Annotated in this window: 9 protein-coding genes; 1 reads left to right on the forward strand and 8 read right to left on the reverse strand. The window is 56.6% G+C overall.

The window, feature by feature from the left end; translation table 11 throughout:
• The first annotated feature begins 65 nt into the window (after positions 1–65).
• Positions 66–641, forward strand: a complete 576-nt coding sequence (locus QET40_RS03980) for a hypothetical protein (RefSeq protein WP_280125889.1) — start codon at positions 66–68, stop codon at positions 639–641.
• A 704-nt stretch (positions 642–1,345) separates the two neighbouring features.
• Here the strand turns inward: QET40_RS03980 and hxsC are convergent.
• The 8 genes from hxsC to QET40_RS04020 form a co-directional block, all read right to left on the reverse strand.
• Complete coding sequence (gene hxsC, locus QET40_RS03985) at positions 1,346–2,422, reverse strand: His-Xaa-Ser system radical SAM maturase HxsC (RefSeq protein ID WP_102727175.1); 1,077 nt, start codon at positions 2,420–2,422, stop codon at positions 1,346–1,348.
• A gap of 11 nt (positions 2,423–2,433) precedes the next feature.
• The gene (gene hxsB / locus QET40_RS03990) at positions 2,434–3,846 is read right to left on the reverse strand and encodes a His-Xaa-Ser system radical SAM maturase HxsB (RefSeq protein WP_102727176.1); all 1,413 of its coding nucleotides are present in this window, start codon (positions 3,844–3,846) and stop codon (positions 2,434–2,436) included.
• Positions 3,846–4,163 (reverse strand): hypothetical protein, encoded by a 318-nt coding sequence (locus tag QET40_RS03995; protein ID WP_280125890.1) that lies wholly within the window; start codon positions 4,161–4,163, stop codon positions 3,846–3,848. The genes hxsB and QET40_RS03995 overlap by 1 nt, the downstream gene beginning before the upstream one ends.
• Before the next feature lie 1,647 nt (positions 4,164–5,810).
• Positions 5,811–6,662 carry a hypothetical protein gene (locus QET40_RS04000; protein ID WP_280125891.1) on the reverse strand — a complete coding sequence of 284 codons (852 nt, stop codon included), beginning with the start codon at positions 6,660–6,662 and terminating at the stop codon, positions 5,811–5,813.
• Between the two features lie 17 nt (positions 6,663–6,679).
• Positions 6,680–7,744 carry a hypothetical protein gene (locus QET40_RS04005; RefSeq protein ID WP_102727180.1) on the reverse strand — a complete coding sequence of 355 codons (1,065 nt, stop codon included), beginning with the start codon at positions 7,742–7,744 and terminating at the stop codon, positions 6,680–6,682.
• A 130-nt stretch (positions 7,745–7,874) separates the two neighbouring features.
• Entirely contained in the window at positions 7,875–15,653 is a 7,779-nt protein-coding gene (locus QET40_RS04010) for a hypothetical protein (protein ID WP_280125981.1), read from the reverse strand.
• Entirely contained in the window at positions 15,587–24,772 is a 9,186-nt protein-coding gene (locus QET40_RS04015) for a hypothetical protein (RefSeq protein ID WP_280125892.1), read from the reverse strand. Before QET40_RS04015 ends, QET40_RS04010 begins: the two co-directional genes overlap by 67 nt.
• Before the next feature lie 19 nt (positions 24,773–24,791).
• Complete coding sequence (locus QET40_RS04020; protein ID WP_280125893.1) at positions 24,792–26,846, reverse strand: hypothetical protein; 2,055 nt, start codon at positions 26,844–26,846, stop codon at positions 24,792–24,794.
• Positions 26,847–26,857: the final 11 nt, after the last annotated feature.

The raw sequence follows: 26,857 nt of genomic DNA on the forward strand, positions 1-26,857 counted from the left end.
CTTCGCACATGCCGCCATCCGGCGTGCCGCCAAAGCCGATGCGCCCGGCATAGTCCCCGTCCCCGTTGGCGCAGCTTTCATTGCATGGATCGTTGCAGGGCTGGCATGGAGTGTCTTCCTGGGTGGGTGAAGCGCTGCTGGAGCTGGAGGATGACTCGGAGGACGAACTGGAAGAAGGCTCCGAAGAGGAACTGCTACTCGAAGAAGATGGAGAAGAACTGCTGCTTGACGAGGAAGACGGCACGCTGGAACTCGACGAAGAGGATGGTACGCTACTGCTCGATGAGGAGGATGGTACGCTACTGCTCGATGAGGAGGATGGTACGCTGGAACTTGACGATGAGGACGTGGGAGGGCTTGACGAAGATGAGGGAGAACTGGAACTAGCCGACGAGGACAGAGAACTTGAGCTAGCCGACGAGGAGGGGGCGCTGGAGCTTGCCGAAGACGAGGGGAGAGCAGAGGAACTGGAAACCGGAGCAGCGCTGCTGGAGAGCGAGGGGACCGCCCCGGGCAGACGGGAGGCGGGGGTGGCGTTTTCCGGATTGGAGGCCGGAGAGGCGGAATCTGAAACAGGCGTATTCATGACAGGACGCAAAATGAATGGTTTGAGCACACACAGGACAGAAAAGCAGGAATAAAAACCTTCCTGTCACTCTACACAATCAATCTTCAAATCCCTTGTGTCAAGATTCAAAATAAATAATTTTCCAATCAAGAAAAGATTAGGAAGGAAGAGGGAAACAGATGCCACGATTTCCCCGGAAAAGGCGAAGGGAAAAACAGGACTCCCCCGGCATGAAGAGGAGAGGGAAAATGGGCAAGCCGCCCTGATTTACTGAACCCTGCCGCGCAGGGTCTCCAGGCGGGTGTAGAACTGGTCCGTCACGCCGGGAATAACGGGAAAAGCGGCATCCTGAAAAGGGGAGGGGATTGAGTCCTCAAACATATGTGGTGAGTTTTCCCGTATTTTTCTGAAAAACTGATTCAATGCATCATAAGTTGACAAAAAAAGCTGTCTCACTTGCCTTGAGTGAGACAGCCCTATTATTTAAGGTGTGTTGGATTTAGTAACTTGAACGGTGTGAACTGTGAGAACTATGCGAGCTGTGAGAACTGTGAGAAGAATGACCCATTTCACGCGGCAAATCCTTATCGGTGATAGCCTGATCAAAATACAAAGGAGTGGTTTCCTGGGTGTTAGTGATCTGAGAATTGCGCATTTCCAGTTCAGTTTGAATGTTCTCATGAGAATCAGCTTTAGCCCCTCCAGCCAGAGACAAGAGTCCTAAAACTGATGTTATGATAAATTTACATTTCATGGTTTTGTCTTCCTTTCTGAGATCTATACTATAGGACTGATGCCTTTCGTCAAGTAAGAATCACTCGTCAAGAATATTCCACAACATTCGTTTTTTTGAGAACAAGAAGCGCATTCGGGTACATACCCTTGTTTCCAGTCAGAAATCGATCGTGTCGCAAAACGTCGATATTCTTCAGGCAAAATGCAAAGGGGAATGTTGTAAATCGAAACATTCATACCCATTCTATCAAGAATTTTTACAGCTTGGCATAAACCGGTGATATAATTTATAGGATCTACCCAAATCTGATCATAGTGATCTCGGGCATGTCCAATTATTTCTTGTCCCATGAAGGCCACATGGTCAACAAATGGAAAATTTCTGTAAACAAATGTTGCGAAGTCTGGAAGATAAATGTGATTTTTCTTTGTTATAACTGGCCTAATTTCAATTTGTTGTCTTAGCTTGGCTAGATTGGTGATACCCTTGACCGTTTTAGAGAACCCTCCTTTAAGACCATTTATAGATTCTTGGCATGAAGCGACATCTGAATGAAGTGATACGCAAAATGTTGTATTTAATGGGGATGCCAATGCCAAACGCTTGGCTTTATTAAAGTCTGCAAGAGCTACTGCATTGGTCAAAATATCAACTTGGCATGCAGGGAATTTTTTGTTGATGATACGGAAGTATTCAATAATACGGTCTGGAAACAAAGTGGGTTCTCCTCCAGAAATACAGATAACTTTTGGATCTTCTTTTAGGAGATACAAAATGGTTAAATTTCTTTCATGAACTGTGGGATCGTCTTTTTTAGGAGGTTGAGGGCACATGATACACCGAACGTTACACGCATCCGTTGTAAAAAGAGAATTATGAATAGAGCCTTGTTTCCATACCAAATAACAGGATCCATCTGATTTTACAGTGACGATATCTCCTTCTTGCAATTGATCGGTATCTTTGGCAATAGCAGGATAGCCAAAAGCTTTTGAAACATCATTTGAAAGTAAAAGAGTTTTCTTTCTATCGCGAAATGTTTTATGTTTTGAAATACGCAATGTTTTTCCAGTATCATCTAATTGTGAATAAGATAGTTGCAATTGAAATTCTCTCATAATTTTCTATTCTATTTAACAATCCAAGAATGAATAATATTCAAAAAATCCTGATCTTCTAGTTTTGAAAAAATATATTCAAAAATGCCTTTCTGTTTTTTGCAGAAAAAGCTATCGGGTCTGGCATTAGCGATGCTGCCTGTTTCAAGATAATTTCTAAACACATCTACACCACAATATGTTCGAAATGCACATTCCGAGCATCCAGGCATGCATTCAATACAACTTGAAGAAACAATTTCTTTGAGTATATCACTCTCAAAAATTTCATGATATGTGTTAGTAAAAACATTTCCCATACAAAAATGAGTGTTACCCATACGCGCTAACATGCGTCCTTCGTCAGCAGGATAGACATCTCCATTGAAATCATAAATAACTCCGCTAATACCTGCTCCAGAAGGAGACTGTAGATCTACAAAACCTGTAGAAAATGGGGTAAGAATCCGTCTTGCCAGGAGTTCAGTATAGAACTCGACAAATTTTCTTCCTTGTTTATTAATTTTTATTATATACTCAATACCTTTCTTATACATTTCAAGAAATCGATCAGCAGTATAGTAGAGTTTATTTTTATAAGCATCTCCGTATGGATTGAGACAGCGGAAGAAAATACCATTGAATTCCAGTTTTATGTATTCGTCTATGATTTCTTCAATTCTATTGAGTGAATCACTGCTAGCTGTCATTAAGGCAGCAACTTTGTCGTGTCCCAAAATTTCTCGTGCATGCTGCAAATTTTTGACAAATTTATCATAACTGCTAGTACTGGTACGCATAATGCGATGACTATCATGCAAATCCTTTGGTCCGTCTAAAGAAGTGGAAATATAAATATCGTGTTCTTTGAAAAATTTTAAATGTTCATCATTTAAAGAAAAAATGTTAGAGCAAACAACGAAGGATAGTTTTTTTTCAGCGGTCCTATTGAGTTGCTTGGCATAAAGAACAGCGGCGGTCAAGGTTTCCCAATTGAGCAAGGGCTCACCTCCTTGAAATTCTATTTTGAGATGCTTGCTGGGTGCCATGAAAATATTGTCAATTACCTTCCTGGCAACTTCAGGAGACATATCGTATTTATACGCATCCTCCTTTTCACTGGATACCTGGCAATATTCACATTTATGATTACACTTTAAAGTAATAACCATCATATGCAGGACAGTAAAGTCGCGCAAAAAAGCTTTTCTTGTTCGGTATTTGGCCGCACTTAATTCAATAGCTGTAGCCAAATGCTCTGGTTGTGTTATGAAATGCCGACTTTCCAGTTGATGTAGTAATTCATCGGGCAAAGAATTCCAAATATTGTTTCGTATGTTATCAAAATGGTTGAGAGAAACCCAAATATAATCTCCGCATTCATTTACTAAAAGAATGCGATTATCAATACGGCGGTATTCAAAAGGTAGAAGTTGGTAGTTCATTAAGATTTTTTTAATTCCTGTTTAAGATCGGCAATTGGTGAGAATGCCTGCTTCACAATCAGATCCCGAATGGTTCCAAATTGATTATTGAGATCAATACGAATTTGACTATCAATAAGCATAATATTTAATTTTTGTTCTAAAAATTGAATATTATGAGGACACGAATCGAGGGGAGTAATATCAATTGCAAAATCAGATTCTTGTAATGAATTGATGATAACTTGAGCGAAAGGGGTAAGCTCACGACTGGCTGCAAATACAGCCTCTTTTTTGTATATCTTACTATCAACGATGATACGGAATGTTTCTTGCATGAGAAGTCTGGGAATATTTCAAAAAATATAATTTCTTCGTAAAATTTGTCAATCTTCTTTTTTTTGGGTAAGATTAGCAAGAACAAATCCTATCTCATCGTTCATCGTGTTAGATGTTTTTGATAAATTTCTCATTTTCCTGTGAGCAAGACGACATAGTGAGGTGTAGACAATGCAGGATAGTAATCCAAAAAGCTTTCAATATGCGTATTATTGGGGAAGTTACTTTGATCCGACATTTCTGTAAAATATTCCTTGGAGAAGGAGAGTGCAATCTCAGAATCGAAACATAGCAGAAATGATCCTTATGACATACGAAAATGGCACAAAATGATTGGCAATAGGCAAGGCATATGAAACATTATGGGCAACAAACCTTCCCCGCCTAGCCTATTAGTCCGTTGACTCGATAGTGATGCGCACACGGGGAGGTCTTTTTGTTTCTACCTATGCGATACTCCACCCCCATCTCTCCTTTGCGGGCCAGGCTTCCCTTCTCCTCAACGGGAGGATGACTGCTACCCAGCAGGAATTGATGAACGTTTGAGATGGAGGGCGGGTAGGAAAACTACTGATGGGCACCGAGGAGAATGTCCTCGAACGTCTCCGTCTGGCCGGTTCCTCGGCGTCCATTGCCAGTCTTTCCTAGAGGGAGGGATGGACACGAATAAAGGATGACAAAAGAAAATTTGATAATTATCTCCGCGTATGGTTGAATCCTTGCAGAGGTTCGGCTGAGGAGCGGCCCCTGGTGGCTCCGATTGCATTACCTCTTTTTTACCCTCATATGGAGAATCTGTCAGCACCAGGCTACAGATTCTTTTTCGTTTGTTGAGAGGATCGGAGTAGTAAACCATTCCGTCTAAAAGGGGGGCAAAGCGGGTTACGAGTTCTTCTCTCCGTTCGTCATTCTGGATATTCTCGAAACAGTTTTTCCTGTACCCCCAGTTCAGCAGGTAGATGCACAGGTCCGCCAGCTCGATAAAGTAACTGTTTACGGAATCCACAAAACGAGGTTCCGGGACAATATGTCGGCTTTATCCGTCCGGAGGAAATAGTTGTGAACCTGTTTTGTAAATTTGCTGTCGAATACTTCTTCCTCACTGTCCAGAAGGAGTAATCCATTTGTGTGTTGTCTTTCAAGGAATTTAGCGTAGCGCTCAAACAGGAATACCAAGTCTTTTCGCAGATAGTCTTCCGAGGCACACCCTTTGGGCTTTTGAATGCCTCTAGGTATGGCTGCTGCAAAAAGTTTTACTTCATGTTTACACAAGATCTCCAACGCTCTTCGCACGAAGAGGAGCCTAGCCTGACCATAGGCGTAAAAATCTTTTCTTGTAGGGGCCTTTTTCCCAAGACCGCCGTTAGAAAACGACGAACATGTTTTTGCCGTTTATCCAGAAGGAGTTCTTCCGTATAATTGTCTGCTCGCTTGAATGTTTCCTTCTGCAATAATTTACGTCCTTTGAGCTCTACGTTGTATTCCTTCAAATGGCAGCCGAAGACTTTCTTTTCCTTCATGCGAGCTTCAAAAGGTCAATACAAATCACAGTGTTAATTGTTGATGTACAACAAAGTTTCTTTTTGGGAATAAGTTTCTCTTTTGAGAAACTTTGTCCTGAAAGGAAACATTTGCTTATCTATTTCTCAAAGGGCAAACCAGAGTCTCAATTCCTGTGCAATAGCCATTTGTGACTCTCTGTGCCAGTAACGGGAAGTGAAATCGAAGCCTTGCCGTCCCGGGGCGGAAAAGTAATCGTCCACTATGATTTGGCATTTGTGGTAGAGCTCCTGTTGCTCCAAGTGTTGGCGAAGTTCCTGGAGGTTACGCCTTTCTTCTTCCGTTTCCATTGCCACGATACGAAAGACGTCTCTGGCATGCTTTTGCGCCTCGTCAAGATCAGAGGATTTGCCTGCAACATTCTGTGAGGATTCCCACCTGGCTTGAAAAGCCATAAGTTTCATGGTTGCCGCCGTCAGGATGTTGGGAATGGCCAGATGCAATCTGTCCAGATCGAAGAAAAAGGGGTGAGCCAGTCCGATCAGTTCCGGGTTTGTGCGTCCATGGATGCCATAGTGGAGGGAGGGACGCGGTTTGATCCGGTGGCTATCGGTTCGCAGGTTTTTGCTGTATTCGTTATCAGGGAGCGGAGCGTGGAATTCTAATTCAATAATCTCACCTTCTTCTCCTTGTTTGAACAGACCCCACTGTTTCTTCCATTCGACATACTGGAAACCTGCGTTTTGCAAGACCTCAGCCAGTTCTCCCTGCTTGCCGGGATTTGCAATCAATGAGGGACTGACTCCCACATCCATATCTTTCGTCGTGCGTGGTATGCTTTCGCCTGTCCACTGAGTCATTGGAATGAAATGAGTGACGGCTCCCAAAGAGTCGCGCAGCCATGTCTGTTTCAGATAGAGGCCATATCCTCCGATTATCTGAACATTCGGATCGAGCTGTTGCAGCTGGGGCCAAATTTCTTGAAGGGATTGATTCATGCCAAAGGAAGAGGTTTTCATAAGCGGGAGAATGTAGTCAAGGTGGAATAGTGGAAACTGGTAAGGGCTTGGGCCAGGGCATGGGCTGTCTCCTGCTGGCGAGCGTCGCCCCGTGCCGCCTCAATCCAGGTCATGACCGGGCCGGACCAGATCAGTCCGTTTTTGTCCCTTTCCGTTTGGAAATACGCGAGAGGGGATTTTACCATGGTCAAATTCAACTGGGAAAAAGCGGGTGAGGCCGTTTTTTCCAATTGTCCTTCTTTCAGGAAAAAGGAGGGATCCTCCGTCCATAGATAAAGAGGGCCGCTCTCCCCAAGGGTCGCATAACGTCCCAGGGAAGATTGTGGGGCAAGGCACCACTTAATTCCGCATTCCGTGGCTTTTTGAAGAATTCTGCGCTTGTCCAGCCCCGGAGTAACGATATAATCCTGCCCTTTTTCCGTGACGGGGGGACGCCACTGTTCCCGAAGCCTGTCCAGCAATTTACAGGGATTGTAAACAATCAGTTCAAACCTTCCCGGCCTGCTCAGGATACCGTCCTCCTCGTAACAGGGAATCAGTTTGGACAACTGCCCTTTGGTCATCGAACCTCCCCGCAGTGCGATACGGTCCAAGACGGGTTTCTGTCCAGGCCACATTTTTTGTTCCAGCAAAATCATGGCCGCCTGAGCGGCAATTTTGTCGTAGGGGCGCGATGTCCTGCGGGTGTCGGGATAGGCATTGGGCCTGCCCGAAGAACGAAGGTAAATGGGGAGCTGCTTAATCAGACCATTCCCGGACAAGTCCGCCGCCATGATCTGTTCCTCCTCATCAAGACGTTTTAGAATTGCCTCAGACAAAAAAGGAATAAGCAACAGGCGCGGGGGCTTGCCCTGTTTTTTTCGTTCGCGCTCTTCGCTGACAAATCGGTCTAGGATGATGGGAGGCAGCGCTTTTTTTATTTCAGGGATAGCGAGGAAGTCTCCCCCCTGCGTGTGAAAGGTCATTAGCTCTTCGTCGAGCAGCCCTTTCCAACGGAGGATTCCTTCCATCAGGGTGTTTCTCTCCCGCAGATTATTCAGGATTGTCCATTCCGTCATCATGATGTTAGAAAATTAGTGAAGTTTCCTTTTAAGGTCAAGTTTCAAATTCAGGAAACTTCTTATTAAAAAGAAACTTTTTTGATTTTTAATGTGATATTGATGAACTACCGAATATCGTTCAAGGAGGAAATTATTTTTCAGAAGAAGTCTTTTTCTTACGTTTACGCTTCTTCTTGAGGTCTTCTTCCGGCGAGCCGAAGAGGCGGGTGAGGAGGTCTTTGGCGGTGCGGGAGATGTTGGCGCCGGTGGCGGCGGAGAGGGAAAGTGCGCCGTAGCTGGAGAGGACGGCGGAGGGGGAGCGGGAGAAGGCGCCGCCTACGCCTGCCGCGCGGGCCAGGGAGGTGAGGTTGTTGAAGTGCTGGTCCCAGTCCATTTCCTTTTTGTCCGCCAGGTGCTCGTATTCTTTTTTGACGGTGCGGGCGGCGCCCTGCACGTCGATGAGGGTACGTGAGTAGGAGTCCGCGAATACGGGCTCTCCAGTGAAGAGGCTGGACAGGTAGTTGACGCCTTCCCCGGCCAGGGGGATGGTGGTGAGGTCGCCCAGAAGGGCGCTGGCGGCGTATTTTTTCCATTTCTTTTCCTTGTCGTCGTCATCGTCTTCCATGCCTTTGATCCACGCGATGAACCAGGCGAGCAGGGACGAGGTGACGCCCAGGGCCAGCCAGGACTGCGCGGCGCAGACGCGGTTGCGCGCGGAGCCGGTTTTCCACTCCGCCGCCATGAGGCCGATTTTGTTCAGTTGCTCGGACTTCATCACAAAGGCGAGCTTGGATAAAATTCCGCCCGCGGCCTGGCTCATGCTTTTTTGCGTCTTGGTCAGGGGCTGGGCGCCGAGTTCCAATGACATGCCGACCTGTTCCAGGGCGGCCTGGCGCAGTTCTTCGTCCGTAAAGGGGGAGCCGTTTTCCCGGTTGAGGCTCCTTGAGCGGGCATAGTAGGCGTTGGCGAGGGCGTGCATGGCAAGCAGATTGGCTTTGACATCCACGGCTTCGATCAGGTCCATGGATTTCTCCGGAAGTTTTTCCATCCGGGAGTAACGCTGGCCGGGCATCTGGTTGCCGATCTGGGCGAGCATGGCTCCCTCCCCCCGCATGCGGGCGGTGAAGTACGGCGTGGCGGCAACCTCCTTCATGGCGATGTCCCCCAGGCCGAGCTTGGAGGCGGCGAGGTGGAAGAGGAAGGAGGAAAACGAGATGTGCTTGTGGGCGAGTTTGCGGGTTCCGTCCGCTTTTTCGAGGATGGCGGAGGGCACCCAGCCCGCGAAGAAACCATGGAGGATGGCGGTGGCCTGCTTGAGCAAGACGTAGCCGTTGCCCGCCAGCACGGAAATGGCAAAGGCTTTTTGAAGCATGCCCTGCATGCGGGAAAGGTTCAGGAAGGCGCGGTTGTTTTCCAAGTTGGCGCCGTCAATGAGGTCCATCCAGGAGGAGAGCTTGCCCATCATGTCTTCGCCGAGGTGCTGCTTGAGCTTTTGCTCCAGCGGTTTGTTTTTCAGCAGGGCGCGCCAGGCGGTGGTAATGTGGGAGGTGTAGATGTAGTTATCCTGTTCCGCGGCGGCGGCCAGGAAGACAAGGGTGCCGGATTTGGAGAAGTCCAGGTTCTCGGAATGCACAACGCGGTCAATGAGGAGGCCGTACTTGCCCCCGCCGATGGAGCCCGTTTTGGGCTCGGTGAGGGCGTCCTTCTCCCTGGTGGAGTTCCGGTCGAAAGTGGCGCGGAAGTAGTCGGGCTTGAGCGTGAAGGGAACGCCCATGCGCTCTTCATAGACCTGGGCGAGGGTGAGGCCGGTTTCATTGAGTTTCCGGCGGAGGGCGTACCCGTATTCCAGGCCGTCCGGGCCGACGTAATCATAGAGGTCTCCGATACCTTTGTCGTCCAGTCCCTCCCGGCGCAGGAATCCCTTGCGGATGAGGTTGCCCTCGCTGTCGTACACGTCGGCGTAGTCCGGCTGCTCGTGGAGCAGGATGGCGTAGAGGGCGCAGTCGCGCGAGCAGATGAGCTGGCTGGCGGCTTCCGTGTTGGGGACTTCCCGCTTCGAGGTGACGTTGTGCTGGTATTGCCGCTGCTCCGGGGTGCGGGACTCGTATTCGTCCAGGGCCTGGCGGAGGAGAGGGATGTCTTCTTCCCCCGGGACGTTTTCCGTGAGGGTTTCCGTGCGCCGGTCTTCCTCCCGGATGGCCTGCCTGCGAGCCTCCCGCTCTTGACTGGAGAGGGAGAGCCATTCCTGCGCGTCCTCAATGGAGAGGGAGACCTTCACGGTGAGGACCGGGGCGATGGGAATGCCCGTTGCTTGTGGCGTGTTGAATTGGACGAGCCATTGTTCCGCCGCGCTTTCAGACTTTACTCCGGCAATGCGGCGGATGGTGTCGGACAGCCACGCGGAGCGGTCGTTGGAGGCGTTGAGCAGGGAGGCGTTGGCTTCCGTGATTTCCTTGATGCGGGCACGGGAGAAGCGCTGGCCGAGGACGGGCTCCAGAGCCAGCATGAGCTGGGCGTAGCTCATGAAGCTGTACGGGAGGGTGGAGAGCAGCTTGCGCAGTTTGGTGCGGTGGCTGATTTTTGCTCCGGCCCGGCTGGAACCCGAATTCACGGCAGGCAGATTCTTCTGGATTTGACGGGCGGCGTATTTGATGCGGCCCGCTTCCCGGGTCAGTTTTCTTTCCCACGAGTTGCGTCCGGAGAGGATGAATTCGAGGAGTTTTTCCATGGCTTCCCGGGCTTGGGGGAGGCTCATCCCGGCGTAATCCCCGTATGTCTTCCAAGCGAGAATATCCCTTTCGTGCTCCTGCCGCTTTTCTTCGTCTTCCTCCTGGTTGTACAAGGCTTCCAGCGTGGTCATGGCCTCCGCTTTGGCCTGGGATTGAGCGTCCAGCATCTGACGGTAGCGGGCGAGGGTGCGGTAGGCTGCCGCCTCCAGACGGCCCCGTGGAGATTTTTTGCCGGGTTCCTTTTTCGGGTAGACGGCTTCCACCCGCCGCATCGTCTTTTGGTACAGCTCGTCCTTGGCGAAATAGACGAGCTGGGTGCGCACGCGGTCCAGAACCTTGGACATGACGTGATCCAGGCGCTGGCTGCCGATGGAGGCCAGGATCTGCCGGACTTCCTCCGGCGTGGCGGCGGAAGTGGTGGCATTGATCATGCTTGTCTCAAATTTTTTATAGAAGGAGTCCCCCGAACGGAGGGTGCACTTGGGGGGGATTTCCCCGGATTCCGCCATGGCCGCGTAGACGGAAGCCCATTGCATCTGCAAGTCCACATTGGAACGGTAGCCTTGGGGCAGGACGTAGCGTGCCGAGGAAAGAAGGGCGTTGATCATGCCGAAGAGTTCCGCCCCGACGCGGGCGGAGGGTTTTTCCTCCTTGCCGGACATGACCCGCCGCCAGTTTTCCGCCGCCTTGCCGAAGTCTTTTACGAGTTCGGAAGCGCGGGTGGCCTGCATGGACGGGGCGGCAAGGCCGGAAACGATTTCCTCCAGGGAGGTGAGAGAGAAGGAGACCAGAGCGTCCCCGGGGTATTCCAAAGCGTCATTGAAAGGCGATTCGGCACGTTCCCCGGCGGAGAGTTCGCTGCGGCGTTCCACGGCGCAGGCCTCTATTTCACCGGCGAGGCGGCGGTAGAGTTCATAGGGGGAAAGGGATGAAAGGCGTTCGTATTTGAGAAAGTCCCGGTGCAGGGCGGCCATGTCCGGCTTGGGAGTGCGGCGGTAGGCGAGGCGGCGGCTGGGAGTGGCCTTGGCCGCCGCCAGGCATTCCTTGATACCGGCAGGGGTATTGAGCGCATAGTTGCCGGGCCATGGGAGCTCAAATTGCGAGTCCGTGCTCCAGCTTTTGTCATAGAATTGTTCCAGCAGGCCGGAGAGGTCCTTGAGGGCGTAGCGGGCCATGTCCAGGATGCGTTCCTCCCCCGTCAGCCTGTGGGAGATGCCGTCATAGGAATAGCGGTAGGAAGTCCGCAGGACGCGGCGCGGATTGCGCGCCAGGGAGAGCATGTATTCCAGAGTGGAGATCATTCCGTCCCTTGCATTGAGCCAGGACATGAACCGGCTGGCCTGATCGTAGGCTTCATAAGCCGCTTCCCTCATGGATTCATAGAAGAGTTTGGCGGATTCTCTCGTGCCGCCCCAGGCAAAGCCTTCGATATGCTGGATGGCGTGCTGGACCTCGTGGAGGAGGATGGAGCGGAGTTGCTGCGGAGCGTCCAGGTTACGGTGGATGTAAATGGCCCGTTCCGCCGGGGAGTACATGCCGAGGTAGCCGCTGAGGTGTTGGAGGATGACAGGCATGGAGCGCAGTGCCGGGTAGGCCGCAAACAGCTCCGGATAGTCCAGCCACGCGTCCAGAGGCAGGGCGGTATTGGCCGCTGCCAGGGTTGCGAGGGATTGGAGCAGCCCGTCGTCTTCCCGCAGAAGGAGTTCCAGCGAGGAGACCTGTTCCGCCAGGCTGGAGGCGGCAAGGGGGCTGGTACTGTACAAGCCGGTACGCAGGACGGCAGTGGACAGGAGGCGCCCCCAGCTTTCCCGGTCGTGGTCCAGGGTGAGGTATTCCCGCCATTTGGAGATGTTGTTTTCCGGACGAAGCGTCCGTTTATTTCTGTAGAATTGACGGTGGAGGGAGAGGTAGCGGGCAATCCGCTTTTTCGTTTCCGCAGAAAGGGTCTGGCGCAGGGCGGAGAGCTCCCGGCGCAGGGTGGGCAGGTACGGGGCGGCACGGTCTTTCAGGGTAGCCTGGAAGGCGTCTATCTCCGCCCGGTACATGCCGTCGTCACGGCCCCGGAAGGTGTTTTTTTTGTACTGTTCCCAAGTGGCGGCATGGGGGCCGATGACGGAGAAGGTGATGTCCGGGGAGGAGGGGTCGAACGTGCCGATGTTGTCCGTGGCGGATTTGATCTGGGAGGGATGGAGGGCGACATAAGTGTCCGTTACCTTGTTGCCGGTGTCGTCTCCAGGGTCGATGACGTTATGGATGACAGCGCCATCCCTGTGCAGGAGCTTCGCCTCTTCAACAACGGTGTGGATCGTGCGGCTGCTGAATATCCTGATGAGCATGTAGTCGGTGAGGCCGTGGGAGGATATGTAGTCGATGGCCGCCTGCTCCGATGTCCAGTATTCCCCGCCGTCCGGCGGGGAGATGTAACTGCCGGACTGCTTATCGTACAAATCAAACCAGGGTTCTCCTTTTTCATACCACCATAATCCCCCGAAATCTTCTTCCAGCGGGGAGCGAAAATTAAGGAAACAGGAGTAGATGCCTGGCGCTCCCGTGTTTGCAAGGGGGGAACGAAGGTCCGCCTTTTCCCGGGTTCCGTAGTACGAGGCGGCGACTTCCGGATCTGCGGTAAAGAAGGAACTTCCTGCCGGGATTCCGGAGGATGGATTCCCCTTCCGGCTGTCAAAAACAGTAAAGCTTGCGCGATGCGTGCCGTGGTAAACGACGCGTGGCTCCCCGTTCTCATCCACGACGCGGGAGGCATGGGCGGGGTCGTGCTGCCAGTCCCCGAACCAGTCATGGAAGGCCGCCGTGCGCACCTGCGCCCACTGGCGGGGCGTGAGGCGGGAGGGTTCTCCATTGGGAGCCTTGAGCCAGGTACCGGAGGCGAGGGCCGTTTCCGTGATGGCCCGCTCCTCCTCCGACAGGGAAGCCATGTAGTCCGAATCCGGCAAACGGAGCCAGGAAGGCCCCGGAGCGAGGGAGAAGGACGCGGAAGAGCCGATGAGGGACGCAAGAGCCTGAAAACGCCCTTCCCTGGTTCCGTCATGGTAAAGAGGACGGATTTGGTGACGCTTGAGAACGTCCCTGACCTGCTTGTTCTTCCGCAGGGCGGCGGGAAGGACGGCGTGGGAGAATTCCCGGAGCTGGACGGAGCGCCGGGGGACGGCTTCATAGTAGTCCCGCAGTTCTTCGTGAAGGGCGGAGAGGGCTGCCGAACCCAGTCCGGGGAGGTGACTGTCTCTGGCGATGCTGCCCTGGAAGGATGTCCCCCGGTAGAGGCGGCAAAGAGCGGCAAGAACTTTTTGGGGCGTGGGGGCGCCCCTGACCAGGGAGAGGGCTTTGACGGCATTGTCGAAGGCGGAAAAACTCCCGTCAATCCGGCTGAGGGCCATTTGGAATTGATGGATCAGGTCCTGGGCTTTCTGCTGGGAGGCCTTTTCCTCTTCTGTGGTGACAAGATTGTTCCGGCTGGCCTTGATTTCTTCCAGGCTGTTGAAACGCCTGGCTTGCCTGGCACGGAGAAGTCCCGTGGAAAAGACGAGGCCGCGTTCCGCGCCCATGCCCTTGCTCTCCAGCATGTGCCGGGTGATGTTTTCGAGCGTGGCCGGAAGCCCCGTCTCCCTGATGCGGGGAACGGGATTGAGCCAGCGAGCCAGCTTGTCCTCTACCCAGGCGTTGAAGGCTTTCTTGTGCTGGGCCGCGTACTTTTCAAAGCGTTTGTAGTTGGCGTGGCTGTCCAGGGCCTTCTTCCCGGCTTGGCGGGCATCCTGGAGGGCCAGGTAGGAAATGGACTGGAAACCGTCTCCCCGGGCTTCCCTCAGTTCCTTTTCCATCGCCCGCAGGTTGCTTTTTCGGGTCAGGGTCTGCGGGACGGTCAATTGAGCGTCCCGGGAATCCTGGGAGAATTGGCTGCGGTAGCGCTCGATAGCCCTTTCCATAGCCTTACAGAAGTCATCCTGGCGGTCGGGAGAGAGGGTGTTGGCATCTTTCCACGGGAGCATTTTGCGGATTTCCGCATAGAAGATCTTGTCTCCGGTGTTGAGGCGGCCAGGAATTTTTGCCGTGACGGGCCGCGGGGAGTAGCCGCGCTCTGCGGCGAAAACGGCCAGCGAGAAGTCGTTATGGCGCAGCTTGTTTTCCAGCTCGCCGCGGTGGTCTCCGTCCAGGGCGTTTTTCAGGAAGCGGAGGGTGGAAATGTCCGTGCCTCCGTAGTAGCGGAGGGCGGCTTCCTGCGCCCGATTGTAGAAGTCCTCCCGTTCCTTTTCCTCCTGCCTGCTCCAGCGGAGTTTCGGGAAGTACCCGCTCCACGCGTCGCGGTCATGGATTTCCACGCCGCGGGCCGGGTCCGCCAGGGCTGGGGAGCCGACGAGGTAGATGTTCCCTTCCCCGCCCCAGGTGTAGGGCCGGTCCAGACGGGTGACGGCGATGGAAGGCAGCGGCAGGCCGCCCAGTTTGTCCACCGCCAGAAATTTTTCTTCATCCAGGCTGTGGATGGCGGCGAGGTTGGACAGGGAGAAGGTGATGTCCGGCTCGGACGCGCTGAACGCGCCGGAGTTGTACTCCGAGGATTTGACCTGGGTTGACTTGAAAGCGACGGCAATGAGGGCCCCCATGTCCGTGGGGTCATGGCCGAGGTAGCCGTCATGGTGCTCACGGACCCAGCCGAGGAAGTCGCTCCAGCGTTGCCCCATGTCGTATTCGTAGAGGCTGCCTTCCCGGATCATGTCGCGGACGGATTCCCTGTCCATGGATTCTCCGGAGTAGCGGTCCGTCCAGCCTTCCTCTTCCTGCCAGTAGTCAATGTACCTGTCTACCCATGGGAGGCGGGCGCTGGCCTCATCCTGGGCGAGGAAGGGATTTTTGAGGTTGAGCCAGGCGGTGGTGATGCCGCCTCCCTGGTAAGCTTGATAGCTTTTCGCCAGCTCGGTGGAATCGGAAAAGAAGATGCCGTCTACATGGGGAACGCCGTCAAAGACGGAGGGGGAGCGGCGGATGTCGAAGGAACCGCCATGGTACAGGACGATGGGTTCCCCGTTTTCATCCAGGGTTTTGGAGGCGTTGGCCGGATCGTGGAGCCAGTCCCCGAACCAGGCGAGGAAGGCTTTGGTCCTGGCCTGCGCCCATTGCTTCTCCGTCAGACGGGTGGGCTGGCCGTTGGGGGCCAGGAGGTCGTTCCCCGCGTCCCTGGCGCGGGCGAGAATGGATTGCTCCTCCGCGCCGTCAGGGGGGAGGCGGAACGCTCCATGACGGTATAGGAATCTTCCGCATCGTCCCACAGGGAGAAGGTGATGTCCGGGTTGCCGGAGTCGAAGGAGCCGCGGTTCGCGTAGGCGGACTTGATTTGGGACGGATCAAAGACGCTGTAAACTGTAGAGGGAAGGTGGTAAGGAGCGTCGTCTCCCATGTCGATGACATTACGGATGATGGCCGCATCGTACCCTTGTTCCCGGGCTTCCAGAGCGATGGTGTTGGTCGTCGGTACGTCTCCCTCCCCGGATGTATCCTCCGCGTTCCTGCCGTCCCAGTAGTTCCCCTGGAAATCGGCTTCAAGGGGGAGGCGGATGTTGATAAAACAAGTGTAAACGGCAGGGAAAAGAGCACGCTGCCCGGCAAGCGCGGAGAGGGCGGGCAGCTCCGCTTCCCGTGCGGAGGCGGGATCTTCCAGCTTGCAGTAGGTGATGGCTACCTGGCGGCTGTCTGAAAAGAAGTAGCAGTCGTCAGGCGTGCCAAACTGGCTTGGATTTTCACCCAGGGCCGTGTCAAAAATGGTGAATCCCGCCCGGTGGGAACCGTGGTAGACAGGAAGGGGCTCTCCATTGACATCCACGACGCGGGAGGATTGCTCCGGGGCGTGGAGCCAGTCTCCGAACCAGTCCCGGAAGGCGCGGGTGCGGACGGTGGCCCAGAGTTTGGGTTCCAAGAGGGAGGGTTGTCCGTTGGGGGCCTGGAGCCAAGTACCGTCCGCTTTTGCTTGTTCCGTGATCAATCGTTCCTCCGGAGAAAGGGCGAAGGTGATGTCCGGGTTGCCGGAGTCGAAGGAGCCGTTATTGTCCGTGGCGGATTTAAGCTGGTAGGGACTGAAGGGGATGTAGACGGTGTGGATGTCCGAGTGGAATTTGCCGCCCTGGTCGATGATTCCGTCATAGCCGAGGCGCTTGAGGCAGGCGGTTACCCAGTCCGGGATGGTGGTCCAGGCGTAGGTCGTGCCGTTTTTGACGTCTTCTTCCAGGATGTCGATCCATGTCTCCGGGGCGAGGTCGTTCTTGCTCCAGGAGAGGAGGCCTCCCTTTTGCGCAGGGTTCCCGGCTTTCCGGGAGGCGGCTTTAAGCGAGGTGAGGATTTTTCCTGTGATGCCGTTCGTACGGAAGGGGTGTTCCATGTGCAGGTAACAGGCGTAGACGCCCGGTTCCGTGTAGTCCGGGTCCCGGTACCAGGGAGCGATGGGAAGATCCAGTTTTGCCAGTACGTCCAGGAAGCGGGCTTCCTGTCCGAAGAGGGTGGCACTATCCAGCCAGTGGTAGACGAGAGCGCGCAACGCATTGCCGCGGGCCTCCTGAAGATGGAAACGGAAGCCGCCGTTGGCCTCGTCGGTGGACGGGTCCAGGATGATGGAGTCGTCCCCCTCCCAGTCGGTACGGATGTGGCCCGCGGTGCGGGCGATGCGCTGGCGCTCCTCCGGGGAGAGGTAGTTCCAGTACCGTTCCAGGGGGATGTCTCTCCCGGAAGGAAGGGTGACGCGGAACTGCCGGTGGTAGTCATGGTAGTCCTCCTCCTCATAGTCAATGCTGGTATCGGTCTTGTTCCTTGAATAGTTGGAGGCGATTTCCGGAGAATCCGTAAAGAAGGCCATGGGGCCGGAGGTGGCGCGCTCCGGGCGAAAGACGGTGCCCACCCTATCCTTGCGGGCTGTGCCGTGGTAGACGATGACTGGTTCTCCGTGGGCGTTGACAACCTTGGATTGGCCGAACCATTTTTTGAAGGCGGCGGAGTTGACTTGCAGCCACTGGCGTTCCGTCAAGGCGGTGGGCGTGCCGTCCGGGGCTCGCAGGAAGGTGTCTTCCACCAGGGCCTGGGCGGCGGTGCGCTGTTCCCGCGGAGTGAGGGCGAAGGTGATGTCCGACAGCGTGATGTCATAGGAGCCGCAGTTGCCGACGGCGGACTTGGCTTGTCCCGGGCGGAAGAGGCCGTAGGTCATGACGCCGCTCTCCTCCGTCATCACGGAGTCGTACCCGAGGCTGGAGAGAATGTCCTTGAGTTCCCGGTGACGCTCCCAAATCTTAAAAGCCTCGGTTTCTTCCGTACCTTGGAGGAGGGTTTCCAGATTCCGGGTAGCTTCCTGAAGTTGTTCCTCCGCAAAAAAGCCAAGTGCCCTGTCCTGCTCCAGTTGCCGCCGGATGTTTTCCCGGAAATGTTCCGGACTCTGGCGGGTGAGGCTGTCGGGAAAATGGAACGGACGGCGGGTGGCAACGAAGAGGTCCAGCACGGTGCCGCCCGCGGCGTACTGCTCGCTCAGTTCCCGGCTGGAAGAAATCCAGGTGTAGTTTCGGCGCACGCCGGGGTTGTACGACTGCTTGAGGCCCCGGTAGCAGACGCGTGGCTCCCCGTTGTCATCCAGCACGACGGAGGAAGCGGACGGATCACGAAGCCAGTCTCCGAAGTAGCGCATGAAAGGCGCCGTGCGGACAAGATGCCACTGGTCCGGCGCGAGGCGGGAGGGCTGGCCGTTGGGAGCGCGGAAGGCTTCCGCGCCGCCCTTGTCAATGAAGTTGACAAATTGCTTGAGGGAGAGTAGCGTACGGACAGGGAGCGATCGCCCAGTTGCCCGACGGGTTGCACCGAAGTCCACCTGGGAGGATGCGCTCCCTGTTTTGTCGAGAGCCGCCTCTGCCGCCGTTTCCACTCCTTCCAGGTAGCAGCCGCGCGTATCTTCCCGGAATGTGAAGAGGACGTAGCCGGGGCCATGGAGGCTGTCCCTGATTTTGGCGAGGTAGTAGTGCCAGGATTTTGTCTGATCCGGCGAGGCGTTGTCGAACTCCGGGACGGAGTACATGTAGCGGGCCGAGGCCAGGAGCGGTTCCAGAGCGCCGATGGCCGCCAGGGTACGGGTCTCGGGAGAGGTTGCCATGATGTGCTTCCAGCCCCGGTTGCTCAGGTAGATGCGGCGGCCATCCGGCATGAGGAGAGGGGGCTTGAGCTGTTCCGAGGTTTTTTCCCTGCCATTGGCAAAAAGGGTGCGCTGGCGCGTTTTCTCCCGCAGGGCCGTGAAGGCCTGGCGGGCAAGCTTGGAGAAGCCCTGGGTTTTGTCTTCCCGTGCGGAAGCCGGAATGGCGAGCGTGACGGGGGAAGCCTGTTCAACGGCGTGGAAGGAGGAGGAGAGACGCACGGGGCTCAGGGCGAGGGGAAAGTCCGGCGAGGGAGAGGAGTGCGGCAGGAAGGCTGAGGGATCGTCCCGTTCTTCCGCACCGGAGAGGGAGAAGGAGATGTCATGGACCTCCAGGAAGCTGCGGATGGCTTCGTTGCGGAGCTCGTCCACCTCTTCCCGGAGCCAGGAGGCTTTGGCAAGTGTCCACGGGTTGCCCAGGGTGAGGGCTTCTTGCTCCGTCAGGTCATAGGTGTGGATGGGAACGTTATATTTTTCCAGCTCCGAGCGGAGGGATGGTCCCAAACTGGAAGGAAGGATGAAGCCGGAGAAGTCCGAGGGAAAGAGCCAGCCTCCGGGGGCGGCCTCGTAGTAGATTTTGGCGGAGGTTCGGCAGGCGTCGAGAAAGGCCCGGACTTCTTCGGCGATGTAGTCGTTGGAGGATTGCAGGTCATTGTATTCTTCCGGTTTTTCCTCCTCGTCGTAAACCGTTTCCGGGTCATCGAGGAGGCCTTCGCCGATCAGGGCATTCCGGACGTTTTCATGAGAAATATCCTGCCACCAATATCCTATCAGAAAATGTTGGAGGGAGCGGGGCTCGAAGTAGCAGGAGCCGAGCAGGGTTTTGAACTGGTCTTCCAGTTGCCGGGTGGCGGTTTCCGCTTCATGGCGGTCAAGCTGGAAGGAGAGGTTGTCCGTGCGCAGGGCTTCCTTCAGGCTGGGGAATTCGGCGGCGTAGGCCTGGGAGGCCATGATGATGGGAAGGGCTGCGCCGTCCGTGCCGTAGTTGTCGAGTACTTCGTCCGGGGTCATGTTATGAGGCAGGAAGGACCCCAGGTGCTTGGCTTTCATGTAGGCGTCCAGGTTTTCCCGGTTCCATTCCCGAAGGTCTCCGTGTTCGTCATAGAACCAGGGGATTTCTTCCGGACCGTGTTCGTACCCTTCCCATGGGTCGCCGTCTTCGGAGATTTTTTCCGGCATCTGGCGCGTCCAGGCGTCGCCGCGCCAGATGCGTGCGCCGGGGGTTTTGGCAGGGTCGATGCGGTCCGGGTGCAGGATGCAGGCTATTTCCGCATAATAGGTGGGGCCGGAGTCGAGGTCCGCAATCTGGATGGCGGGGTTGGGCATGCCGCCGAGTTCCAGGACATGGCGCATTTTTTCTTCCGACAGGGTGTGGATGGCGACATGGGAACCGTTCAGGGAAAAGCTGACTTGCCCCCTGGCGTTGAGTTCCCTGGCCGCCTGGCCCCAGAGGGCGGGGAAGGTTGTTTCCAGGTCACGGGAGGGGGTTAGAGAGAAGGTGAGTTCGGGGGTGAGGGCTTCCGAGGCTTTGCGGTTTTCCTCATTCTCCAGGGCGGCGGCTTCCTCTTCCGCGCGGGCGCGCTCCGCCTGCATGTCCAGGCGGTGGTCCCCTATGGGGTCAGGCGGGGTGTGGCCGTCCCAGGTGAGGGCGCGGACGCGGAGGTTTTCGTACAGGCCGATTTTTTCATACATGGCCTTGAGGAGTTCCAGCTCTTTCAGACGTTCGGCAGGGTCGGCGGAGAGGCCTGCGGTGATGCCTTCCGTGGCGAGGACACTGCCTTTTTTGGAGATGGTGCGCACGCCTTTGATGGCGTTGATGTGTTCGTTGATGGTCGTGATGCAGAGGGAGACGTATTCCGCCGCCTTTTCCATGTCCGCCTCAAAGGATTCCCCGAAGGAGATGAGGCCCTGAACCATCTGGCCGTCCGCCGAGGCATGGGCCATGAGCTGGATTTTTGCAGCGACGAATTCCAGGGATTTCCCCCTGGCGAGGTCGTTGGCCGCCGCCGTCTGCATGGCGTCGATGCGAGCCTTGTCCTGGATGTGCTGCGTCAGCAGGCAGATGGCTTCCGCGTCCTGCGCCCGGATGGCGCCGGACTTGAAGCGCGTCCAGAGGTCTTCCCGGGCTTCCCGCCCGATGAGGAGTCCGCGGCGGGATTTGGTGCCGGAGCGGGTAAGGCCGCGGCGGGTGAGTTCGGCGTCCGTGAGGTTGGTCTCGCGAACGTAAATGGCCGCCGTCAGCTCATCGGCTTGATCATCCTGCATGTTTTGCTCGTAGTCCAAGAGGCGCGCCCACTTGGCGTCATGGGCGGCGTCTTCTTCGTACACGTAGGCGGGGATGTTTTTTGTGCCGGTGCGCTGGGCGAGGTCGAGGCGGTGGCGCCCGGAGACGACTTCCAGCCTGCCGTTTTTCCGCTTCCAGACGTAGATGGGGGGAGCGTCCGCGCGGTAGTCTCCGACCAGGGGATTGACCACGCCTTTTTTGCCGGAGTTGACTTTGACCTGTGGGACTTCCGCGGAGAGGTGCAGCTTGTCCACGGGGACCATGCCAAGCCAGGTTCCGGCGTCGGGATTCCATGCGGCGCCGTTGGCGAAGACGCCCTGCATGAAGGAGGGGGCCTCCGGCAGGGAGATTGTTTCGGGATGACGGTAGGCCTCCTTGGGCACGGAACGCTCCTTGCCTTTGTCCCCGGTGGTGATGTGCGCTTTTTCCTCCTCTGCGTCTTTTTGCTGCCGTTCCCGGATTTGTGAGGCGGTGGGCGTGCCGGACGGGGCGCGTCCATCAATAATGGCGCGGGCGTCCATGATGGCCTGGATGTCCGCCTGTTCGATTTTGGCCGAGTCAAAGACGGTATGGACCTCATGACCGAGGTCGCGCAGGATGTCGGCCATGTCCTGCGTGATGGTCCCGGCCTTGCGCCCGGCGTTGTAGGCCTGGCCGATGTGCAGAAGGTAGGCGGCGTCCCCCAGGGTGTTGACGTGGTACTGGAGGAGGTCTTTCTGCCACTGTGGCAGCGGCAGGGAGTCCGCATTGGAAAGCATGTCCGAGAGGGCGAGCTTGGACATGGCCTCGACGATCTGCATGTCCGAGAGTTCCCCCTTCGGCTCCACGAACTGCCCCTTGAAGCCGAGCTGCCGCATGGAGGCCTGGGTGTCGTGCAGCAGGGAGGCGATGGCCTGAAGGCGGACCGGGTCTTTGAGCGTGATCTTGCCGAGCTTCCACTCAAAGAGGTCTTCCAGCAGCTCACGGCTGCCGATGTTGCCGCGAGCCAGAAGAAACAGGGTGTCCGCCGGGGTGGTGCCGGGAGCGGTACGCATTTTGAAGAGGCGCGTATATTTAAAATTTTCCTCTCCCGTGGTTTTGGCCCCAATGCGGAGCCGCTGTCCGAATTCCTGGTCGAGGGCCATGATGGAACTGAGCGGGACGTAGGGGGACAGGGCCGCAAACGGGGTGGCGGCGGCCTCCTGCGCCGACATGCCCGAGTCCGTGCGGCGCCTGTATTCCTGGGTTGCGATGCGGGTGAGGTGGGTAAACGCCGTTTGGGACATGGCCCCGATGGCGCGTACAAATCCGCCAAGTGTGGTCAGGGAGGCTGCCGTTTCTGTTTCCGTTTTTTGCGCCGGGGCGGAGTCTGCGGCGGCAGTCTCCTGCGTGTCCGAGGAGGAGGGGGCCGGTTTTTCCTGCTGTGTGGGTGAGGGAGTGTCCTGGACGGGGGCTTCCGTTTGTGGCTGCCGGGGAGTGGAGGCGTTTTCTGCTTCCGGCTTCCGCCCGTCTTTGTTGTTATCCTGTCCCCACTGGAGCATGTCCTGGGCCTGGATCTCACCGGTGGCTTCCGCCGCCCGAAGAAAGGCGTTGGCGGCGAATTCGGATTGGGTGCGCCGGACTTCCATCTGTTCCGCCCGGCTGAAGTACTGGCCGAAGAGTGCGACGAGCTGGTCGCCCGTCATGTCCTGGGTGAATTTTTTCTTACCGGAATCGCGGTCGTAAACGGTAACGGCATAGGTGCCGGGCTTGTCCAGCTTTTCTTCCACGAGGGGGAGGTGCATGGATTGCTGGAAGTATTTATAGGCCTCGGATTCGATGGTGGCCTGGACTTCGCCCAGATGGCGGAAGGCGGCCATGCCCGCCTTGGCATTTTTGAGAGCCTGGTCATGGTTTTCCCAGGCTTTGCCCCGCGCCTGCCGGGCGGCGGCGATGCGCTCCTTGTCGTTTTCGATGGCGGCGATGCGCCGGGCTTCCTCCTTCGGGATGCCCTGGGTCATGAGCATTTCCTCGTTTTTGGAGTAGGTGATGAGGGAGCGGTGGAGGGAGGGGGCCTGCATTCCGGCCAGGCCGCCGACGAAGAGGGCGGTTGCGGCAAACTGGTCGGGCGAGAGCATGCCCTGGAGTTCCTGCCAGTAGTTGTTCCAGTCGTAGTTCCCGCCGACATTGAGATTGACGAGGGGGGCCAGGTTGTTGCGGACAACCCACTGGATAATGGCCTCGGCGGTGGGCTCCGCGACGGTTTCCTCCGCGATCCCGGCCCCGGTCTCAAAAAGGACGTGCTTCCAGAGCGAATCCGTGAGGGCCTGCCGGGTTTTGTTCATGAAGGGGAGCTTGCCCATGAGCCAGCCCGCGCCGGAGAGGCGCCCTATTCCCCCGTAGGAGATTTTTTCCACGGCGGTGGAGGCGGCGGCGTCTATGAAGGCGGACCATTCTGCCGTGCCGGGGGCCAGCCCTGCGTAGTAGGCGCGGTTGCGCTTGTCATCAAAAGCCTCGGCCAAGGCGACTCCCCAGCCCGCATACGGAATAAAGAAGGGGAGAGTCTGCCCGGTGACGCTGCCCAGGCAGTTGACCGTGCGGGCGGCGAAAGAGGCCCGGTCGCTGGCCTGGTTGCCCAGGTCCTGCCCGGTGGAGAGGAGGCCCAGCACGCGGGCGTTTTCTTTGTCGTTTTTGACGTAGGTTTCGTAGTCCCGGACGGTTTGGGCCATGAGGCCGAACACCTGCTTATTGTGTTCCCTGGCAAAAGGGACGAGGAGGTCCTGCTGGCCGGAGAGCTGGAGGGCGGTTCCCAGGGTGGCGTCCCTCTTGATCGCGGGATTGAATAGCGCAATCTTGAGATTGTGGAGGAATTGGAACTTGTCTCCCGTTTCTTCCTTGACTTGTCCCATGAGGTTTTTAAGGGAACCCTCAAAAAGCTGGAAGGCCGTCTCGTTGATCATGAGCTTCCCGGAACCGTCGTCATCCGAGAGGGCGGAGGTGATCTTCATGGCGGTGCGTTCCGAGACCATGCGGCGCAGGCCCGCGTCCGGAGTGTCTGAGAAGGCCTGTTTCAAGAAGGAGAAGGCGGCGTGGGCTTTTTCGATAGCGGTAGTGTCAAATTCCTTTTGGTAGACGCCGAGCTGTTCCGGCGTCAGGCGGGCGGTCAGGTCGGAAGGAGACCAGAGTCCACTCATCACATGCGCCACGGCTTCCTCAACTTGCGCCCTGTTGTTCTGGTAGGCGGCGCGCCTCTTCCTGTTCTCCTCATACTGGTTGTCCACCACCTTGGAATAGTGGTCGTACACGGCGGCATAGGCCTCCTGCCGGGTGGCGGCCTCCGGAAGTTTTTCCTTTAGGGCCAGGAAGTAGAACCCGGGTTCCCCGGCATATTTCTCCCCCGCTATTTCCCGGAGGATCTGCTGGCCGAGCAGGGCGCGTGCGGGCATGGAGCCGTCATCCAGAGCGGCCTGGGCGCGGAACGCGGGATTGCGCTCCAGCAGGGCGGCAAGCTCCGGGTCCTGTTTGTTGTGGAGGATGAGGGCGTGGAGTTCTTCAATCCGCTGCGGGTCGGGCTTGTAGGCCGAAACGGACGGAGCGGACGCGGGGAGGAGAGGACGCGTCAGGGGGGAATCGAACAGGGAACGGGGATGCGCGGGGGAAAGAGGCGTGGCCGCCTGACGGGGAAACGCGGAGAGGAGGGAGTTTTCCCGGTCTTTTGCGTCCGTCGCGTCCTGGACGTTCCCGAAGGCTCCGAGGAGGGGGGCCGTTTGCTTGGCTTCCGCTCCGGGAGAGAGGAGGAACGAGGCACGGGAGTCCGGTGCAGGGGGCGGCCCGGAGGCGGCCTCCGCGGAGTCTTGTGTTCCGGAGGGAGAGGGTGGTGGAACGTCTTTCCAGGCTTCTGTGAGGTTCAGGGACATGAATGAAAGGTGGCGAACATTAGAGAGGAGGCAGAAGACCCGCTTCACTAGCGGGAGTGGCGGTTTCCGGCTCTTCTTCCCCTTCCAGGGGGAGGAGGCCGTCGTCCGGTGAAGGGGAGGAAGCGTTGAACGGCGGCGGCAGGGAGGGAGCTTCTTTTTTCCTCTTCTTTCCTTCCACGTACTTTCCGCGTTCTTGGGCGGTAAGTATCTTGCTCTCTTCAGGGCGGCGGAAGCGCACCTCAAGCCCGTCAACGCGCCCTACGACGCCAAGCTGGCCGTGGCGCGCGCCGCGCGTGAGAAGAACCCCTTCCCCATCGTGCCAGCCCAGGACAGGTACGCGGCAGCAGGCGCGACGGGAGCCGGTGCCGGGAAGGACGCCGATGAGTTCCGGCTTGTCTCCGTAGTATTCGATGACTTTTTCATAGTCCGCCCTGGAGAGGTAGGCTCCCGGCTGCTCTTCCGGGATGGGGCGGATGTCCGTTGCCATGACGGCGGGGAGAGTGGGAGAGACTGTCTCTGTTTTTGCCTGCTGGGCGGCAGAGATGGACTGAGCGAGGTTTTCGCGGTGGGTTTTGTTGCGTTCCGCCTGGAGTTGGAGCGCCTTGTTGGCTTTTTCCCGCGTTCCGTCCCCGTAGGTGTGTTCCATGTACTTGAACATGAGATCGTCCCGGGAGACGGCGTTTTCATCGTCCAGGCGGGAGGCGCTGGAAGCGATCAGGGCGCATGCCTGGCGATATTGCTCATAGTAGGTACTCTTCGGGTGGCTCTGGCGCCAGAAAAGGTAGGCCATGTAGGCGTCATGGCGGATTTGTCCGGCCCTGGCAAGGTATTCCTGGGCGGCGGAGCCTTCTTTTTCCTGGCGTCCCTTGTCCGTCCAGTACCAGGTCTCAGCCTTGTCTCGCCAACGCTGGTAGTAGACGGGGGCGATGTCTTTGGGATCGACAGCCTGAAAGAATTCGGAGGCGTTGAGGTTGTCCTGAGCGGAGGAAAGGGAGAGCATGCTGGCAATCCTCTCTTCCGCGGCCAGGGACAGGAGCTCCGGATTGACGTCAAAGCCCGTCTTTTCATCGCACCATGTATGGATGAGGTTGTTCTTCCATGCGTTATACTGCGCGGCGGTTTTAAGGACGGGGGCGTTGTAGACATCCTCCTGCCAGGCGGCGTCGATTTCCGGCTTGTACTTGTGGAGCATCCCGAGGTTTTTTGCCTGGCGCCAGGCGACCATTTGCTCGGTGTCTCCGGGCTGGCGGTCGAATTTGGGACGGACGGAGACGCCTTTTTCCAGAAGTTTCCTTTCCTCTTCGGTGAAGGGGATTTGGCGCACTTGCTGGCGCAGGGCGGTTTGCAGTTCCCGTTCCAGCTTGCGGCGGGTGTCCGGGGCGATGTCGTCGTAGAGGCCGTCCTCGTACTGGGCGGCGGTGGCGAGAGGGTTTTCCTGGAGGTTGGACTTGAACTGCTCGATGCGGTCAAGCTGGTTGTATTTCCAATCCTCATATTCGTACTGGTTCTGGGAGATGACCTGGTTCTGGCGGGCGCGGCGTGTGATGTCGCGGGCCGAGGCGTAGTCCTTGCGGTCCAGGGCGGTCTGGAGGTTGTTCTGGTAGGCCTGGCGGGAGGTCTGGATTTCATGTTCCGCCGCCTTGCCGAAGGCGCGGATGCCGAGCTGCTGGCGGGTGTGTTGCAGGAGGGCTTCCGTCCGGAGGCGGGAGTCCGGGCTGATGTAGCCGGGACGGATGTCTGCGAGCTGGTTGGAGTAGTCTTTTACCAGGGAGTCCAGGTGGCCGCGGTGGAGGCGGCCGTTTTCATCGTACAGGGCTTCTTCCGTTCCCGGCGCCAGGGAGGCGCGGCGGGTGAATTCTTCATCGAAGTCAGAGGTTGTCTGATGGATCAGTCCCTCAATGCGCTGGTCTTCCCCGAAGTCCTGGATGGCCTCGAATTTGCCGATGGCTGCATCCAGAGCTTGTGCTCCGCGCTGAATGGCCTGCCGGGAAGCCTCCCCGGCAAGGGTGGGCACGGGAACGGGCTGGGGCTGGGAAAGGTTGGCGCGCGCGCCCTGGTAGAGGGGAGAGTCCATGCGAGGGAGAG

Origin of the sequence: Akkermansia sp. N21169 (assembly GCF_029854675.1) — a bacterium.
In the GTDB taxonomy this organism is placed as follows: domain Bacteria; phylum Verrucomicrobiota; class Verrucomicrobiia; order Verrucomicrobiales; family Akkermansiaceae; genus Akkermansia.